17 protein-coding genes, 1 tRNA gene and 2 pseudogenes are annotated in these 15,247 nt (G+C 61.7%); 9 read left to right on the forward strand and 11 right to left on the reverse strand.

From position 1 onward, the window contains the following. Window positions 1-18 precede the first annotated feature (18 nt). Window positions 19-345, reverse strand: a complete 327-nt coding sequence (locus BLP10_RS15130) for a hypothetical protein (protein WP_091136208.1) — start codon at window positions 343-345, stop codon at window positions 19-21. A gap of 95 nt (window positions 346-440) precedes the next feature. Further along, complete coding sequence (gene lipB, locus BLP10_RS15135) at window positions 441-1,172, reverse strand: lipoyl(octanoyl) transferase LipB (protein ID WP_091136211.1); 732 nt, start codon at window positions 1,170-1,172, stop codon at window positions 441-443. A 227-nt stretch (window positions 1,173-1,399) separates the two neighbouring features. Here lipB and BLP10_RS15140 point away from each other — a divergent pair. The 4 genes from BLP10_RS15140 to BLP10_RS15155 all read left to right on the forward strand — a co-directional run bounded on the left by BLP10_RS15140 (window position 1,400) and on the right by BLP10_RS15155 (window position 5,495). Then, window positions 1,400-1,484: transfer RNA gene (locus BLP10_RS15140), tRNA-Leu, on the forward strand. 224 nt (window positions 1,485-1,708) lie between these two features. Further along, the gene (gene mgtE, locus BLP10_RS15145; protein ID WP_091136215.1) at window positions 1,709-3,133 is read left to right on the forward strand and encodes a magnesium transporter; all 1,425 of its coding nucleotides are present in this window, start codon (window positions 1,709-1,711) and stop codon (window positions 3,131-3,133) included. Between the two features lie 94 nt (window positions 3,134-3,227). Then, window positions 3,228-4,133 carry a glycoside hydrolase family 25 protein gene (locus tag BLP10_RS15150; protein ID WP_091136218.1) on the forward strand — a complete coding sequence of 302 codons (906 nt, stop codon included), beginning with the start codon at window positions 3,228-3,230 and terminating at the stop codon, window positions 4,131-4,133. A gap of 189 nt (window positions 4,134-4,322) precedes the next feature. Beyond that, on the forward strand, window positions 4,323-5,495 hold the full coding sequence (locus BLP10_RS15155; RefSeq protein WP_091136221.1) for an isovaleryl-CoA dehydrogenase: 1,173 nt from the start codon (window positions 4,323-4,325) through the stop codon (window positions 5,493-5,495). Window positions 5,496-5,501: 6 nt separating this feature from the next. On the opposite strand, the gene BLP10_RS15160 is transcribed toward BLP10_RS15155, so the two are convergent. After that, entirely contained in the window at window positions 5,502-6,080 is a 579-nt protein-coding gene (locus BLP10_RS15160; protein WP_091136225.1) for a hypothetical protein, read from the reverse strand. Window positions 6,081-6,221: 141 nt separating this feature from the next. Between BLP10_RS15160 and BLP10_RS15165 the strand changes: the two genes are divergently transcribed. Together BLP10_RS15165 and BLP10_RS15170 are read left to right on the forward strand one after the other, a co-directional pair. Continuing rightward, window positions 6,222-6,923: a ribonuclease activity regulator RraA gene (locus BLP10_RS15165; protein ID WP_091136229.1), complete on the forward strand. Its 702-nt coding sequence runs from the start codon at window positions 6,222-6,224 to the stop codon at window positions 6,921-6,923. A 149-nt stretch (window positions 6,924-7,072) separates the two neighbouring features. Then, window positions 7,073-7,906 carry a YdcF family protein gene (locus BLP10_RS15170; RefSeq protein ID WP_244510556.1) on the forward strand — a complete coding sequence of 278 codons (834 nt, stop codon included), beginning with the start codon at window positions 7,073-7,075 and terminating at the stop codon, window positions 7,904-7,906. Here the strand turns inward: BLP10_RS15170 and BLP10_RS15175 are convergent. Together BLP10_RS15175 and BLP10_RS15180 are read right to left on the reverse strand one after the other, a co-directional pair. Beyond that, on the reverse strand, window positions 7,867-8,148 hold the full coding sequence (locus tag BLP10_RS15175) for a DUF3253 domain-containing protein (protein WP_091136235.1): 282 nt from the start codon (window positions 8,146-8,148) through the stop codon (window positions 7,867-7,869). The two genes, BLP10_RS15170 and BLP10_RS15175, sit on opposite strands and share 40 nt — an antisense overlap. After that, a complete protein-coding gene (locus BLP10_RS15180) occupies window positions 8,141-8,833 on the reverse strand; it encodes a DUF599 domain-containing protein (protein ID WP_091136239.1) in 693 nt (230 codons plus the stop codon). Before BLP10_RS15180 ends, BLP10_RS15175 begins: the two co-directional genes overlap by 8 nt. Before the next feature lie 73 nt (window positions 8,834-8,906). Here BLP10_RS15180 and BLP10_RS15185 point away from each other — a divergent pair, with 73 nt between their 5' ends. Then, entirely contained in the window at window positions 8,907-9,314 is a 408-nt protein-coding gene (locus BLP10_RS15185; RefSeq protein WP_091136243.1) for a rhodanese-like domain-containing protein, read from the forward strand. A gap of 119 nt (window positions 9,315-9,433) precedes the next feature. Here the strand turns inward: BLP10_RS15185 and BLP10_RS24055 are convergent. The 6 genes and pseudogenes from BLP10_RS24055 to BLP10_RS15210 all read right to left on the reverse strand — a co-directional run. Further along, window positions 9,434-9,604 (reverse strand): annotated as a pseudogene (locus BLP10_RS24055) (acylphosphatase); the annotation flags it as partial. Between the two features lie 6 nt (window positions 9,605-9,610). Next, on the reverse strand, window positions 9,611-10,015 hold the full coding sequence (locus BLP10_RS15195; protein ID WP_244510558.1) for a DUF6766 family protein: 405 nt from the start codon (window positions 10,013-10,015) through the stop codon (window positions 9,611-9,613). Between the two features lie 85 nt (window positions 10,016-10,100). Then, window positions 10,101-10,604: a gamma-glutamylcyclotransferase family protein gene (locus BLP10_RS15200; protein ID WP_091136252.1), complete on the reverse strand. Its 504-nt coding sequence runs from the start codon at window positions 10,602-10,604 to the stop codon at window positions 10,101-10,103. A gap of 28 nt (window positions 10,605-10,632) precedes the next feature. Next, the gene (locus tag BLP10_RS24060) at window positions 10,633-11,181 is read right to left on the reverse strand and encodes a biotin/lipoyl-containing protein (protein ID WP_425286959.1); all 549 of its coding nucleotides are present in this window, start codon (window positions 11,179-11,181) and stop codon (window positions 10,633-10,635) included. Then, window positions 11,166-12,633 (reverse strand): annotated as a pseudogene (locus BLP10_RS15205) (acetyl-CoA carboxylase biotin carboxylase subunit); the annotation flags it as partial. The gene BLP10_RS24060 and the pseudogene BLP10_RS15205, both read right to left, overlap by 16 nt. A gap of 112 nt (window positions 12,634-12,745) precedes the next feature. Further along, window positions 12,746-13,159: a hypothetical protein gene (locus BLP10_RS15210; RefSeq protein ID WP_091136255.1), complete on the reverse strand. Its 414-nt coding sequence runs from the start codon at window positions 13,157-13,159 to the stop codon at window positions 12,746-12,748. A gap of 316 nt (window positions 13,160-13,475) precedes the next feature. Between BLP10_RS15210 and BLP10_RS15215 the strand changes: the two genes are divergently transcribed. Both BLP10_RS15215 and BLP10_RS15220 read left to right on the forward strand, forming a co-directional pair. Continuing rightward, window positions 13,476-14,405 carry a ring-cleaving dioxygenase gene (locus tag BLP10_RS15215; protein ID WP_091136258.1) on the forward strand — a complete coding sequence of 310 codons (930 nt, stop codon included), beginning with the start codon at window positions 13,476-13,478 and terminating at the stop codon, window positions 14,403-14,405. A 50-nt stretch (window positions 14,406-14,455) separates the two neighbouring features. Then, window positions 14,456-15,073 carry an alpha/beta hydrolase gene (locus BLP10_RS15220; protein WP_091136262.1) on the forward strand — a complete coding sequence of 206 codons (618 nt, stop codon included), beginning with the start codon at window positions 14,456-14,458 and terminating at the stop codon, window positions 15,071-15,073. Window positions 15,074-15,247: the final 174 nt, after the last annotated feature.

Raw genomic sequence — 15,247 nt, forward strand, 5'->3', positions numbered from 1 at the left:
CGCCATCAGGCTGAGGGATTAGCCTTTCGCACGAATGACGACTTCCTGGCGAACCACGCCGGAGCCGCAGCGATAGGCGATGCCCCGGACGAGGGACCAATCATGCGTGGTCTGCTGGAGGTAGAGATGTGTGCCGCCCAGGGCGACCACGGCCTCTTTCATGCTGTCCGTCGCGGAGCCGAAGCCTGGGGTGGTCGGCACCACCGGGCTCACCTCTCCCAGATTCTGGCAAACGCGCACGTCGGCCGGCGAATCAACGATATGCACCAGATCCGTTGGATCGGGGCGGTAGGCGCAGGCCGAAACGCTTACGAGAAGGAGAGAGGCAAGGAGAATGCGCTGCATGAAAAATCCGCCAATAGTCACCCGTTTGCTCTAGCTTAGAGCACGAAGCGGCCTTGAGGAGAAGCCTGACGATGGCAGGTGTGAAAAACTGTCATTCAGTTGCCGACGGGCAACGGCCCTACGACCCTCTCGGTGGGACCGAAAATATCCTCGAAAGCCCGGCGCATTGCCGCGTCGACCTCGGGCATGGTGACCGGGATTCCCAAATCCACGAGGCTGGTGACCCCATGCTGGGTGACGCCGCAGGGGACGATGCCGGAGAAATGGGCGAGGTCCGGTTCCACGTTGAGGCTGATTCCATGATAGGTCGCCCAGCGCCGAACCCGGATGCCGATCGCGGCGATCTTGTCTTCGGCAGCCTCACCCTTGTCCGGTCGGCGGACCCACACCCCCACCCGGTCCTCCCGGCGCTCGCCCCGGATGTTGAAGGTCGCGAGGGTCTGAATCAGCCATGCTTCGAGGGCCGCCACATAGCGGCGCAGATCGGGCGTGCGGCGCTTGAGATCCAGCATCACGTAGGCAACCCTCTGGCCGGGCCCATGATAGGTGTATTGCCCTCCCCGCCCCGTCTGGTGAACCGGAAAGCGGTCGGGATCGACAAGATCGGACGCCTGCGCCGAGGTTCCGGCCGTATAGAGCGGCGGGTGCTCCACGAGCCAGACGAGCTCGCGCGCCCGGCCATCCGCAATCGCCTCGGCCCGCGCCTCCATGAACGCCACCGCCTGCTCGTAAGGGGTCAATCCCTCGGCGATAGCCCATTCGACTGAATCGGAGCCGCTTTCGCTCAAGAATCGTTCAACCAAGCTGTCGCGAGGATTCGCCACCATTCTACCTTCTGCTCGTGAGAATCGAGTTGTGGTCACCGGAAGCCTCAAGGGTCAATATGCGACCTCTTCGGACCGGCCTTCATATAAGGATCGAGGGTGGTGTCATGCACACCCTCTGAGACGAATTGTCGAGTTTCCCGACAGATTGAAAAGATGGGCTTGCGGTGCCCGAATTCATCTGTTAGATCGACCGCCTCTTCAGGAGAAACCCTCCTGAAACCGAGTTCGCGGTCATGGCGGAATTGGTAGACGCACTACCTTGAGGTGGTAGCGGGGAGACCCGTGGAGGTTCGAGTCCTCTTGACCGCACCAATTTATCGGCACTCTTCGTGCCGGTGACAGAAAGGCCCCTTTACGGGGCCTTTTTTGTTGCCCATACCGAGCCGCGCCCCAGGTTCTAGAGCTGTGCTTCTCGAACCTGAATCAATCTTACAGCAACGGCGGCTAAACGATTCCCTGAACGAGGCTTTTCAGGTGCATTGCATCGGCTTGCACACGCACCTAAAAGGCCCCGGCAACCTTTTGAGGACAGGCTCATGATGGAAGTCGAAAACAACACGACGCTTCCACCGACCGAAGGGCCGGGTCCTCAGCCGCTCACCTTCAGAGACGAGGAAGGCGAGATCAATCTGGAGTTCCTGGCTGCTGCCGCGGATGCCATCGAGGCTTCCGATTCCGAGCGCCTGCAGGAACTGGTGGACGACTTCCACGAATCCGAACTTGGCGACCTGCTCGAAGCCCTCGAGCCGGAGCACCGCCCTCGCCTCATCGAGCTTCTCGGGTCGGCCTTCGACTTTACCGCGCTGACCGAGGTGGACGATGCGGTCCGCGAGGAGATTCTCGAGGAGCTCGAAACATCGACCGTCGCGGAAGGCGTGCGCGAGCTGGATTCGGACGACGCCGTCACGATTCTCGAAAGCCTTCCCGAACAAGAGCAGGCTGAAGTCCTCGAACAACTCCCGGCTATCGAGCGCGTCGCGTTGCAACGCTCTCTCGACTACCCCGAGGACAGCGCCGGTCGGCGCATGCAGTCCGAGTTCATTGCCGTGCCGCCGTTCTGGACCGTGGGGCAAACCATCGACTTCATGCGCGAGACGGTCGACCTGCCCGACACCTTCTACGAGATTTTCGTCATCGATCCGGCGGGGCATCTTCTCGGCGCCGTCGCCCTGGACCGGCTCCTGCGCTCCAAGCGCCCGGTCACGATCCGGGAAATCATGGACGACGAACCGGATCGTGTGGAAGCCACCGACCACCAGGAAAACGTCGCCCGCCTCTTCGAGCGCTTCAATCTCGTTTCCGCCGCCGTCGTGGATGCGGAGAACCGTCTTGTTGGCACGATCCTCGTCGACGACATCGTCGACGTGCTCGAAGAGGAAGCCGACGCCGACATCAAGCAGCTCGGCGGCGTGAAATCGGACGAAGAGCTGTCGGATACGGTGTTCTACACCCAGCGCAGCCGGTTCCCCTGGCTCTTCGCCAATATGTGCACCGCCTTCATCGCCGCTGGCGTCATCCGCATGTTCGAAGATTCGATTCAGAGCATGGTGGCGCTGGCGATCCTCATGCCGATCGTCGCCTCCATGGGTGGGAACGCCGGCACGCAGACCATGACCGTGACCGTCCGCGCGCTTGCCACCCGAGACCTCGGGCGCTCGAACGCCTGGCGGATCATCACCCGCGAGGCGGCGGTCGGCCTTCTCAACGGCCTTGTCTTCGCAACCATTCTGGGGAGCTTGGCGGCGCTGTGGTTCCAGGCGCCGGAAATCGGGATGGTGATCGGGCTCGCCCTCATCACGGTTCTGCTCTTCGCGGCGCTCGGCGGCATTCTCGTGCCCCTCACCCTCAACCGTCTGGGCGTGGATCCGGCCGTTTCTTCCGGTCCCTTCGTGACCACGATTACGGACATCGTGGGCTTTTTCTCCTTCCTAGGAATAGCAACCCTGTGGTTTAAACTGTAATCGGATTGCGAAGAGCCGGATCGTAAGGGGGTTGTTAACCCACTTCAGGCATCCCTGATGCGATCAAGTTCTGCGTTCATTACAGATAAGCCCGATGAAGACACGCCGCCGTTCCTCCCGCCGCTCCAAAAGCTCCGGCCTGACGACGTTCCTTCGGGTTGCGCGTTTTGGCGCCTTGGCCACGATTGCCCTGGGGCTCGCATCATGCGCCGTTACGCCGAGCATGACGTCCAGCCGCTATCCGACGAAGAGCGACGCACGCCCTCACCATGGCGTCGCCAAGGCCCATCGCATGCCGATCCACGGCGTCGATATTTCCAAGTGGCAGGGCAAGGTCGACTGGGCCGCCCTGCGCCAGGCCGGCACGAAATTCGCCTTCATCAAGGCCACCGAAGGCGGGGACCATGTGGACAACCGCTTCATGGAAAACTGGTACGGCGCGAAGCAGGCCGGCGTTCCGCGCGGGGCCTATCATTTCGTGTACTGGTGCCGCCCGGCCCATGAGCAGGCGGCGTGGTTCAGGAAAAACGTGCCCGCCGACCCGGAGGCCCTGCCCCCGGTTCTCGACGTGGAATGGAACGGCCAGTCCGTGAATTGCCCGAAGAAGGTTCCGCGCGAGCAGGCGCTCGCCATGATCGATACGATGCTGCGCGAGATGGAAGCCCATACTGGCAAGCGTCCGATCATCTACACCGACATCACCTTCCATAAGGAAATCCTGGAAGGCGAGTTCAACGATTACCCGTATTGGATCCGCAGCACCGCGGCGGAGCCTCATGAGCGGTATAGCAACCGCCGCTGGACCTTCTGGCAATTCACCACCACCGGCCGCGTGCCTGGCGTCACTGGCGATGTGGACCGAAACACGTTCTACGGCACCGAAAATCAGTGGCGCATGTTCGTCCAGAGCGCCTGCGACCCGCGTGATTATCGACGCCTCGCAGCTCATGGACGATGCCAGCCCCTGGATCCGATCCAGACGGCGAGCATCGACGAGTAATCCTCATCATCAAACCACACCTCAAGCTCCCCTCCCGCAAGGCAGGGGAGCTTTTTGTTTGAATGGTCATTCGACCAATTTCCTTAGGCCTCCCTGCTTGAAAAGGTCAGCACTGCTGTCCAAGATGATAAAAGAACGACAAGCGATCCACGGCGCATCGACGCCAGTGGGCATGTGGAGGATCCAGGAATGCTGCCGAACGCCTCAAAAGCCTTCAATTTCGACCTTGGCGAAACCGCCGATGCCATCCGCGAGACCGTGCGCGACTTCGCCCAGGAGAAGATCGCGCCTCGCGCCGAGGAGGTCGACCGCACGAACCAGTTTCCGCGCGATCTCTGGCCCCAGATGGGTGAGCTCGGGCTCCACGGCATCACGGTCGAGGAGGAATATGGGGGCACGGGCCTCGGCTATCTCGAGCACGTGATCGCGATGGAGGAGATCTCTCGTGCCTCCGCATCCGTTGGCCTTTCCTACGGCGCGCATTCCAACCTCTGCGTCAACCAGATCCGCCGCAACGGCACCGACGAGCAGAAGCGCCGCTACCTGCCGAAGCTCATCTCCGGCGAGCATGTGGGCGCGCTTGCCATGTCCGAGCCCGGCTCCGGCTCCGACGTGGTCTCCATGCGCACCCGCGCCGAGAAGCGTGGCGACCGCTATGTGCTCAACGGCAACAAGATGTGGATCACCAACGGCCCTATCGCCGAGACGCTCGTGGTCTATGCCAAGACCGATCCGGAGGCCGGTCCGCGCGGCATGACGGCTTTCCTCATCGAGAAAGGCTTCAAAGGCTTCTCCACGCACCAGAAGCTCGACAAGCTCGGCATGCGCGGCTCCGACACCTGCGAACTGGTGTTCGAGGATTGCGAGGTGCCGGAGGAGAACGTGCTCGGCCAAGTCGGCAAGGGCGTGAATGTGCTCATGTCCGGCCTCGACTATGAGCGCGCGGTGCTGGCGGCAGGCTCTACCGGCATCATGCAGGCCTGCATGGATGTGGTGCTGCCCTATATCCACGAGCGCAAGCAGTTCGGTCAGGCCATCGGCGAGTTCCAGCTCGTGCAGGGCAAGATCGCCGACATGTATGTCACGATGAATGCTTCAAAGGCCTATGTCTATGCTGTGGCCAAGGCCTGCGACCGGGGCGAGACGACCCGCGAGGACGCGGCCGGCGCAATCCTCTATGCGGCCGAGAACGCCACCAAGATGGCGCTCGATGCGATCCAGCTTCTCGGGGGCAACGGCTACATAAACGACTATCCGACAGGCCGCCTGCTGCGCGACGCGAAACTCTATGAAATCGGTGCCGGTACCAGCGAAATCCGCCGCATGCTGATCGGGCGCGAGCTGTTCAACAAGACGGCTTAACGACGATCAGATCGTCCACACATCCCGCGTGATGGCGATCAGGGACAAGCCCTTCTCGCCATCTCTGAAGATCAGGCGAAGGCTTTTCCAGTTCATCGCAGCCTGGTCGCCGTCACCGCGGATGTGCAGCTCGACGACAATGCCGTCGGGCGCATAATCGTGATTGTTGTTGATCTCGTTTCCGCGCTGGCGGGGCTCGTTGTAGAGCACCTCATCCGGCTGCCGATAATCCGCGTTCCAGACGAATTCATCGAAATATTGGCTGCAGGTGATCTCGATGGGATCTCCGCTGCCGTCCCTCTCTCCCCATAGCCGCACCTCTCGATCCGTGACGCAGCTTTGCAGGTCGGGGCGCGAAAGGCGCACATCGCTGTCGTCCAGCATCACGTAGGGACTCACGGTAAGGCCATTGTCCCCGACGAAGGTTGCAAGCCTGTCGAAGTCGCGCTTCGCCAAGGCTTCCAGCACTTTTGGGACGAGCGCTTGAACAGCCTGACGTGCAGCCTTCGGTTCCGTCTGCTGCGCGCAGGCGGGAAGAGCAAGGACCGGGAGAACGAGAAGCAGAGAGGCGGCGAGGCGTTTCATGGCGGCTTATTCCAGAAGGGCGACATTGATAGCGGCAATGGCAATAATGGAATATTGAAACGTGGCAATGGATGCGTCTTGTGGTGGCCATCTGCGCAGGTGCCCGCTATGAGTAGCCTACCCCAACGTCAGGAAATTCTCATGACCCTCGACAAAACGATCGCCGACGCCCTGCGCGCTGCCTCCACCGCCACGATCACCACCGTTCTCCTCAAGAAAGGTATACGCCGCTGCTGGATGAAGGGGCCGATGCCAGCCTTCAATGCCACGGAGAAGCTGGTCGGCAAGGCCTTCACCCTGCGCTTCGTGCCGGCCCGCGAGGATCTTGCGACACCTGAATCCTGGGCCTCTCCGATCTCTACACGTGCCGCCATCGAAGCGATGCCGGAAGGCTGCATCGCGGTTGTCGATTCCATGGGCGTAACCGATGCCGGTATCTTCGGCGACATTCTCACGGCACGCATGAAAAAGCGCGGCGTCGCGGCCCTCGTGACGGATGGCGTCATTCGCGATGCGGTCGGCGTGGAAGGCACGAATCTGCCTGTCTGGTGCTCGGGCGTTGCCGCTCCGCCTTCCGTTGCAGGCCTCACCTTCGTCGGCTGGCAGGAGCCCATCGGCTGCGGCGGCGTGGCGATTTTCCCGGACGATGTGATCGTTGCTGATCGCGATGGCGTCGTGGTCATTCCGGCTGCCATCGTGGAAGATGTTGCGAAAGCTGCCGTGGAGCAGGAGCGTTACGAGTTGTGGGTGATGCGCGAAGTGGAGAAGGGCATCCCTCTCCCCGGCCTCTACCCGCCGAATGCCGAGACGAAGGCGCGCTACGAGGCCGAGTCGAAGGTTTAACGAGAAGATACCTCACCCTCATCCTGAGGAGTTGTGTTGAGGCCTTCATCTCGAAGGAGCGTTCCGAGGCAATGGAACCTCCTTCGAGGCCGTCACGGCGCAACCCTTCAGGACAGGGTGAAACTCACAAATGGACATAAGGGCGGCTGGTGTTTTACTACGTTTCGAAGATTGTCTGGTTCTTCACGACACCGTCCAACTTTCTCCTCAGCCTCATTCTGCTGGGCCTCGCCCTTGCCCTCTTCCGCCGGCTGCGGAAGTTCGGCATTGGACTGTCATTTGCCGCCACCATATTGACGATCGGCCTCGGCCTCCTGCCCGTCTCCACCTATCTCATGGTCCCACTGGAAGAGCGCTTTCCACCATTCAAGGACGATGGAAGGCCGGTCGATGGAATCATTCTGCTGGGAGGCTCGGTGGACGCGTCGGACTCAGTGTCCCGCGGGCAGCTGGTAGCCAATGAATCGGCTGAACGCCTGCTCGATACGATCCAACTCGCTCATCGCTATCCTCAGGCCCGCATCCTCATTTCCGGCGGTGGCGGCAACGTCTTCGGAGATGGGGTCGGAGAGTCCCCCGTCATCGCCGAGTACATGAAAAGCATCGGCATCGATCCCAACCGCATCCTCATAGAGGACCGCTCCCGCACGACGTCGGAGAATGCCCTCTACTCACGTGAAGTGGCGCAGCCGAAGGACGGCGAGCGCTGGCTTCTCGTGACCTCCGCCTGGCACATGCCCCGTGCCGTCGGCGTATTCGAGAAGGTGGGCTTTTCCGTCACCGCTTATCCAGTCGACTTCCGAACGGGTGGCGGATCGAACAACTTTCGCCTCTTTGCCTTCACATCCGATGGGCTGCGGCGTCTCGATGTGGTCGCAAAGGAGTGGATCGGCCTCATCGGCTATTACCTGACAGGCCGGACGAATGTGCTGTTTCCAGCGCCTCAATCCTCAGCGGTCGTCGTAGGAAGCGCCAGCCGATAGGTGCCACGGAAGTCGTCGGGATCGACCGGCTTGCCCTTTCTCACGATCACAATGCGCCCCTCCTTCATCAGGCGTACCGCGACCCGTCTCAGGGGCTGCATGAGAGGCCCCCACTCCTCCGACCGGTGGCCACCGACAGCACTGGCCACGTCCGTGGGACTGATCGACCTGCCCGGACCACGTTCGTTGAGAAGCGCGAGCATGACCCTCTCCAGCTCCTCCTGATTCACGCCCTTAGTCATGCTTTCCTCCCAAGGCGGCATCGCGCGCATCCGAGATGAATTGGCGCCGCCACATGACGAACAGGACACCAGCGGTCGCGGCGATGAACAGATACGCGCTGATGAACCAGCCGAGATAGGCAAGCGAGAAGAAGAAGGCCCGCTGCCCGCGATTGAAATGCTTACCGGCAACGACGTTCATGGCGGCGGCTTGGCGGGCGACGGTCATGGCCTCCTCGCGGTTGCCTTCTTTCAGCACAGGCACCGCACCGACGAGAATCGCCATGTAGTTGAACAGCCGGTACGACCAGGCAAATTTGAAGAAGGCATAGACGAAGATGACCGCAAGGCCGATCACCTTGGCTTCCAGAGCAAGGCGGGTCGGCGGCTCGCCGAAAGGCAAATCGGAGAAGATCGGCAGAACGCTGTCAGTCGACCGAAAGAGCGCCAGCACGCCACCGATGGCAATGAGAGAGGTGGAAGCGAAGAAGGCCGTTCCGTTCATCAACGATGCCATGATCGTGGTGTCCACGATCCGGTTCTCGCGCACCACCAGCTGCTCCATCCAGCGGAAGCGATACTGGTTCATCACCTTGTTCAAGCTTTTCTGCCCCGCATCCGTGAATTCGACTGCGGCGTGATAGCCGAACCAGGCCAGGATGAAGAAGCCCAGCGCCACATAATCGAGAAGGGTGAACCCGAGCACACTTCGTCTCCCGTTGACTCTATCGCTATCATGCCCAGTTTGATGGAAGCCTCATAGGGGAGCGATTGAACCCATGCCTCAGACCATCACACGCGGCTACAAGACATTGCTCGAGGAGGCCAGCGCAAAGATTCAGACCTTGCCGACTCAGGAAGCAATAGCCCTTCACGGCCGCGACGATGTCGTTTTCGTGGATCTGCGCGATCCACGCGAGCTGGAGCGGGAGGGCCGCATTCCCGGCGCGGTACATTGTCCGCGCGGCATGCTGGAATTCTGGGTCGATCCGGAAAGCCCCTACCACAAGCCGGTCTTCAACCAGGACAAGACCTTCGTGTTCTTCTGCGCCGCCGGTTGGCGCTCGGCCCTGTCTGCGGCAACGGCGCAGGATATGGGCTTGAAGCCAGTGGCTCATATCGAGGGCGGCTTCACGGCCTGGAAAAACGCCGGCGGGCCTCTCGAGACGGTCGAGCCCAAGGCCTAAGCGGTTCTGCGCACCTCAAAGCCGTCCACATCCACGAGATCGTGGTCGCCACCTTCAACGGGCTCGACCAGCTGCACCAGGGAACCAGAGGGCCCCTGATGGCAGGCCTTGAGCATGATTTCGACCATCTCCCCGGGGCCGGAGAACACCGCCTCAACGCTGCCGTCGTGCCTGTTTCGCACCCAGCCCTTGAGCCCGTGCAGTTCGGCCTGATGGTGCGTCCAGGCTCGGAAGCCTACGCCCTGAACGCGTCCATGGATCAGAACATGTGCGATACGGTCTATGGTCATCTTTCCTCAGTAATGCGCGTGACGGGTGTCGGTATGACGTCCTGCATAATCCTCGTCCAGGGTCTGGATGGTACGCTCTCCATTCTGCGGATCCACTTTCCGCAGGATCTCGTCGACCTTCGCCTCCAAACGGTCATTCCCCTCCTTCGACTGGGGAGAGCCGACATAGAGAAGGATCGCCAGACCGCCGACCTGCCAGAGAAGCTGCAAAAATTCTGATTGCCAGTTCTCCAGCGTATCCCGCATCATCTCAACCAGATAATCGGACATGAGGATCGGCTGGGCGTGGGCCTGTTGCTCGCTGACATAGGCGAACCAGCCGAAAAGCCAGTGACCGACAAGGGAAATCAGGAAAAAACCGAGGGTGACCCAGGCATAGCCGTAAGCCTTCAAGACCGAACTTTTCTTCACGCTTGAGTTCATCGCGACACCTCTTACGCAGCACGCCGGATTCAACGCGCGCCTATGGCAAAGGTTCTGCAAGAGGCAGGCCGTTCTATTTGCGGATCGTGCTGGAAGGGGCGCCAAAGAGCGGGCGGACTTTAGGCTGCTGCGCGACTGGAGCAGCGGGGGCCGGACCGTTCGGTAGCCACATGCCGAGGCTCTTGATGTAATCCGCTGGCAGTCCGGCGTGGCCAGCCGCCTCGATCACGCCTTCCATGTAGCCGGGCTTGGGCGTGCCCGGTTTGGCGTTTCGCCCGATATAGACGACGGCACGGCGAGGCCCCTGCTCCGTCACCACCGGCTGGACGACCTTGGTGTAAAGCCCGGTCGCGAGGCTCTCGTACCGATCAAGCGCCGGAACGTCCGCCAGAGCCAGATCCCACAACATGCCCCAGACATTACGCTGCGGATCGCGCGTTACAGTGGCATAGCCTTCATCGAAGATGATGAAGCGATGACGCATGAGCCGCGCGATGCCCACCGGCTTCGAGGCCGGGCATCGTTGAAGCATGGCAGTTCGGTCCATGTTGGACCCATAGGCGAAATAGAGAGGCATGGGACCTGCTTAGGACTGGCCGGTCCTCTCAGGCGAATTCGAGAATGACCGCATCGACTGCGAGGCTATCGCCTTCTTTGGCGTGAATTTTGGCAATCGTGCCGTCGCGCTCGGCGCGCAGGACGTTTTCCATCTTCATGGCCTCGACGATGCAGAGCGGCTCACCGGCCTTCACTTCCTGGCCCTGGGATACGCTGATAGCCTTCACCAGACCCGGCATGGGACACAGCAGCTGCTTGCCCGTATCGGCCTCCTGACGTTCCGGCATGAGCGCCGCCAGTTCCGCCTCACGCCGGGTATAAACGCGCACCTCGGCGGAGGCTCCCGCATGAGCGAGGGCGAACCCGTTGAGGATGGGGCGCACCTGCACCGCGATGTCCTCGCCCCCGACTGTGCCGGTCCAGACCGGCTCGCCGGGAACCCAATCGGACTCCACCGGCCAGGATCGGCCGTCGACCATCACGAGAACACCTTCCTCGTCGTCCTCGATCACCACGTCGTACTGGGCAGAGCCCAGCATCACGACACGCTCCAGATCGAACTGCACGGCGGATACGTCACGCATCTGGCCTGAGATGTAGCGCTTGCGCACGTTCTGGAGGTGGTCGATGGCAGCCGCCGCCGCGGCCATGCGAAGCGCCACCTCTCCTTCCGGCGCGGGAGCCTTGAACCCTTGCGGGAATTCTTCCGCGATGAAGCCGGTGGAGAGCTTGCCGCTCTTCCAGCGCGGATGCTGCATGAGGGCCGAGAGGAACGGGATGTTATGGCGAATGCCGTCGATGGCGAAGGCATCGAGGGCCGTCGCCTGAGCCTCGATGGCCTGCTCGCGAGTCGGCGCATGGGTCACGAGCTTGGCGATCATCGGATCGTAATAGATCGAGATTTCGCCGCCTTCGTAGACACCGGTATCGTTGCGCACGGTCACACCGTCCTGCTCGCCTTCCTGCGGCGGGCAGTAGGTGACGAGACGGCCTGTGGAGGGTAGGAAGTTGCGCACCGGATCTTCCGCATAGATGCGGCTTTCCACGGACCAGCCGTTGAGCTTCACGTCGGATTGGGCAAGGCGCAGCCTCTCGCCGGCGGCCACGCGGATCATTTCCTCCACGAGATCGACGCCGGTGATCATCTCGGTGACCGGGTGCTCCACCTGCAGGCGGGTGTTCATTTCGAGGAAGTAGAAGGACTTGTCCTGCCCTGCCACGAATTCCACCGTTCCGGCGGAATCGTAGCCCACGGCCTTGGCAAGCGCCACGGCCTGCTCGCCCATGAGCCTGCGGGTCTCCTCATCGAGAAGCGGCGAAGGAGCCTCCTCGATGACCTTCTGGTTGCGGCGCTGGATCGAGCATTCGCGCTCGCCGAGATAGATCACGTTGCCGTGCTTGTCGCCGAGCACCTGAATTTCGATGTGGCGCGGATCGGTGATGAATTTCTCAATGAAAACCCGGTCGTCGCCGAACGAGCTGGCCGCTTCCGACTTGGCGCGGGCAAAGCCCTCGGCCACCTCGTCGGAGGAATAGGCAATGCGCATGCCCTTGCCGCCACCGCCGGCGGAGGCCTTGATCATAACGGGATAGCCGATCTCGTTGGCGATCTTGACCGCCTGCTCGGGTCCTTCGATGACGCCAAGATAGCCCGGAACCGTGGACACCTTCGCGGCTGCGGCCGCCTTCTTCGACTCGATCTTGTCGCCCATGGCGGCAATCGCGCCGGGATTGGGGCCGATAAAGACGATTCCGGCCTCAGCCAGCGCCTTGGGGAAAGCCTCACGCTCGGAGAGGAACCCATAGCCGGGGTGAACCGCCTGTGCGCCGGTCTGCTTGCAGGCCTCGATGATCTTCTCGATCACCAGATAGGACTGGGCAGCCGCTGCGGGGCCGATATGAACGGCCTCATCGGCCATCTCCACGTGGAGCGCATCCTTGTCGGCATCGGAATAGACCGCCACGGTCTTGATGCCCATGCGTCGAGCGGTCTTGATGACCCGGCACGCAATCTCGCCACGGTTCGCAATCAGGATCTTGTCGAACATGAGCCTCGGACGCTCCACCATAAAAACTAAATGCCCCACCTCCGTTACTGCACATCCGTGCATTCGGGAAGCGGGGCTGCGTTTAGCTTTTAGGTTAGATTGAAGCGAATGGTCAGGCTGCCATGAGGTTCAGGCGGGCCTGCTGGCGCCCGCGCATGATGAAATCGAGCAGCGCCACGTCCACATAGCCCGCCTCGTCCAGGATGGCGTAGGCGATGTTCATGGCGTTTCGGCTCGGGCCGCTCACCTCCAGAACGGTAGCGAGCCAGAGGGCATCGTCTCCGCTCACGACGCCCGACGGGGCCCGCTTCCAGACCACGAAGTCCACGACGAGCTTGGTGAGCACCGGGCCCCAGCTCTCGTCGGCCTCGACCATCCGGTCCAGAGCCAGGAGCGACTCAACCTCCAAGCGGCTGGTGATACCCGCTTCCAGAAGCTCGCCAGTCAGCATCTTCACGCCATCGACCGAGATGAAGTTGCGCTCTGCGGCGCTATCGATGAACTCGCGAAGGTTATCCTTCAACATCCCTTAGACTCCCTCCGGCTATTGCTAGAATGCAGCCGGTTGATCTCTTGTGTGGAAAGGAATGTCACACGGGCACGGGCCGCAAACCGTTAACGCGAAATGCTGAATCGGCGTTGAGGTTAAGCCTTGCTGAGTGTCTTTGGTTGCTGGAATCTTGACGTCCGGAATTCTCCAGCAACAGCGCGGATTTCACCGCCCTTCGCCGTCAGCATTGCAATCCCGCAAGGTTGCCCTTTCAGCACTTCCTCCCGCAGCAGTGGTACTTATCTTGAAGTTCAACGGCGCGCTTCTGCGCCAGTCGTTAAGGAACACAGCCATGCGGCACCACGGCATTCATCACGTCACCGCCATCGCGGGTCCTGCCCGTCGCAACCTGGATTTCTACACCCGGGTCCTTGGACTTCGCCTCGTCAAGAAGACGGTGAACTTCGACGATCCCGGCACCTACCATTTCTACTTCGGCGATAGCCACGGCAGCCCGGGCTCGATCCTCACCTTCTTCCCCTGGGAGCATGTCGCACCGGGACGCAACGGCGTCGGCTCGACCTCCGAGACTGCGTTCCGTGTGCCGGAAACGTCTCTCGGCTACTGGACGCACCGCTTCCTCGAGCAGGGCGTCGAGCATGGCGCGCTGGAGAAGCGCTTCGGTCAGAGCGTCCTGCCCTTCAAGGATCCGCATGGCACCAGCCTGTCCCTTGTCGGGGTGGCAGATGCGGGCGGCGATGGCGTCTGGACGGGAAGCGAGATCCCGGCTGAGCATGCCATCCGTGGCTTGGAGGGCGTGACGCTGCTCGTCGAGAACGGCGAGCCGACAGGCGCGATCCTCACCGATGTGTTCGGCTTCCGTGAGGTGGCGCGGGAGGGCTCTCTCGTTCGCTACAAGAGCGATGCCAGCATCGGCGGCACGGTCGACATCCGCAGCGTCGGCGGCTTCCTGCCGGGACGCATGGGCGGCGGCTCGGTCCATCACGTGGCCTTCCGTTCGGCGGACGATGCAGACCAGGCCGAGATGGTGAGAAAGCTCGCGGAGAACCATGGGCTTCACCCCACGGAGCAGAAGGACCGCAACTACTTCCGGTCCGTCTACTTCCGTGAGCCCAACGGCATCCTCTTCGAGATCGCCACGGATGAGCCGGGCTTTGCCGTCGACGAGGCAGAGGATCGCTTGGGCAGCGAGCTGAAGCTGCCTGACTTTCTTGAGCCGCGCCGCTCCTCGATCGAAACCCATCTGCCTGAATTGGCTTGAAGCAAAACCCCTCTCCCGACACCGCGTCGGGAGAGGGAGAAAGCAAAGTTATGACCGAATTGTCCTTCATCCACCGCTACGAACCCGCCAGTGAACCGGCCCGCCCGCCCCTGCTGCTCCTGCACGGCACCGGCGGCGACGAAACCGATTTGCTGGCGCTCGGCCGCACCGTCTCCCCCGGCTCCGCCCTGCTCTCTCCGCGCGGCAAAATTCTGGAGAACGGCATGCCGCGTTTCTTCCGCCGCCTGGCGGAAGGCGTGTTCGATGAGGAGGACGTGCGCTTCCGCGCCAACGAGCTGGCGGATTTCGTCGCGGAGGCACGCAAGGCTTATGGGCTTGAAGCGCCGATTGCGCTCGGCTTCTCCAACGGAGCGAACATCGCAGCCGCCATGTTGATGCTGCGCCCGGACGCGCTCGCCGGCGCGGCGCTGCTGCGTGCCATGGTGCCGCTGCAGGATGCGCCGAAAGCAGACCTGACGGGCAAGCGTGTGCTGATGGTGTCGGGCCTGATGGACCCGATCATTCCGGTTGAGAACTCAAACCGTCTGGCTGCATCCCTCTCTGAATCAAGTGCCGATGTGCAGCATGAGACGCTGCCCACCGGACACGGTCTATCGCAGACTGATCTTCAGCTGATGCTGAAGTGGTTTGCCGTGAGCGGTGAGTAAGCGACGCTCACAAACAGCCGCCTCATCTTAAGAGGCGCTGATAAAGCGCGGGTAGCCCTCCGCCCCCTTGTGGGAGGAGCTGGAGGTGGGGGTGTGAGCGCCAAGATCTCAGAACGTGACGCCAACACCCCCACCCTAACCCTCCCCACAAGGGGGAGGGAATTCTGCGCCATC

The organism is Microvirga guangxiensis, from assembly GCF_900102135.1.
Taxonomy (GTDB): Bacteria; Pseudomonadota; Alphaproteobacteria; order Rhizobiales; family Beijerinckiaceae; genus Microvirga; species Microvirga guangxiensis.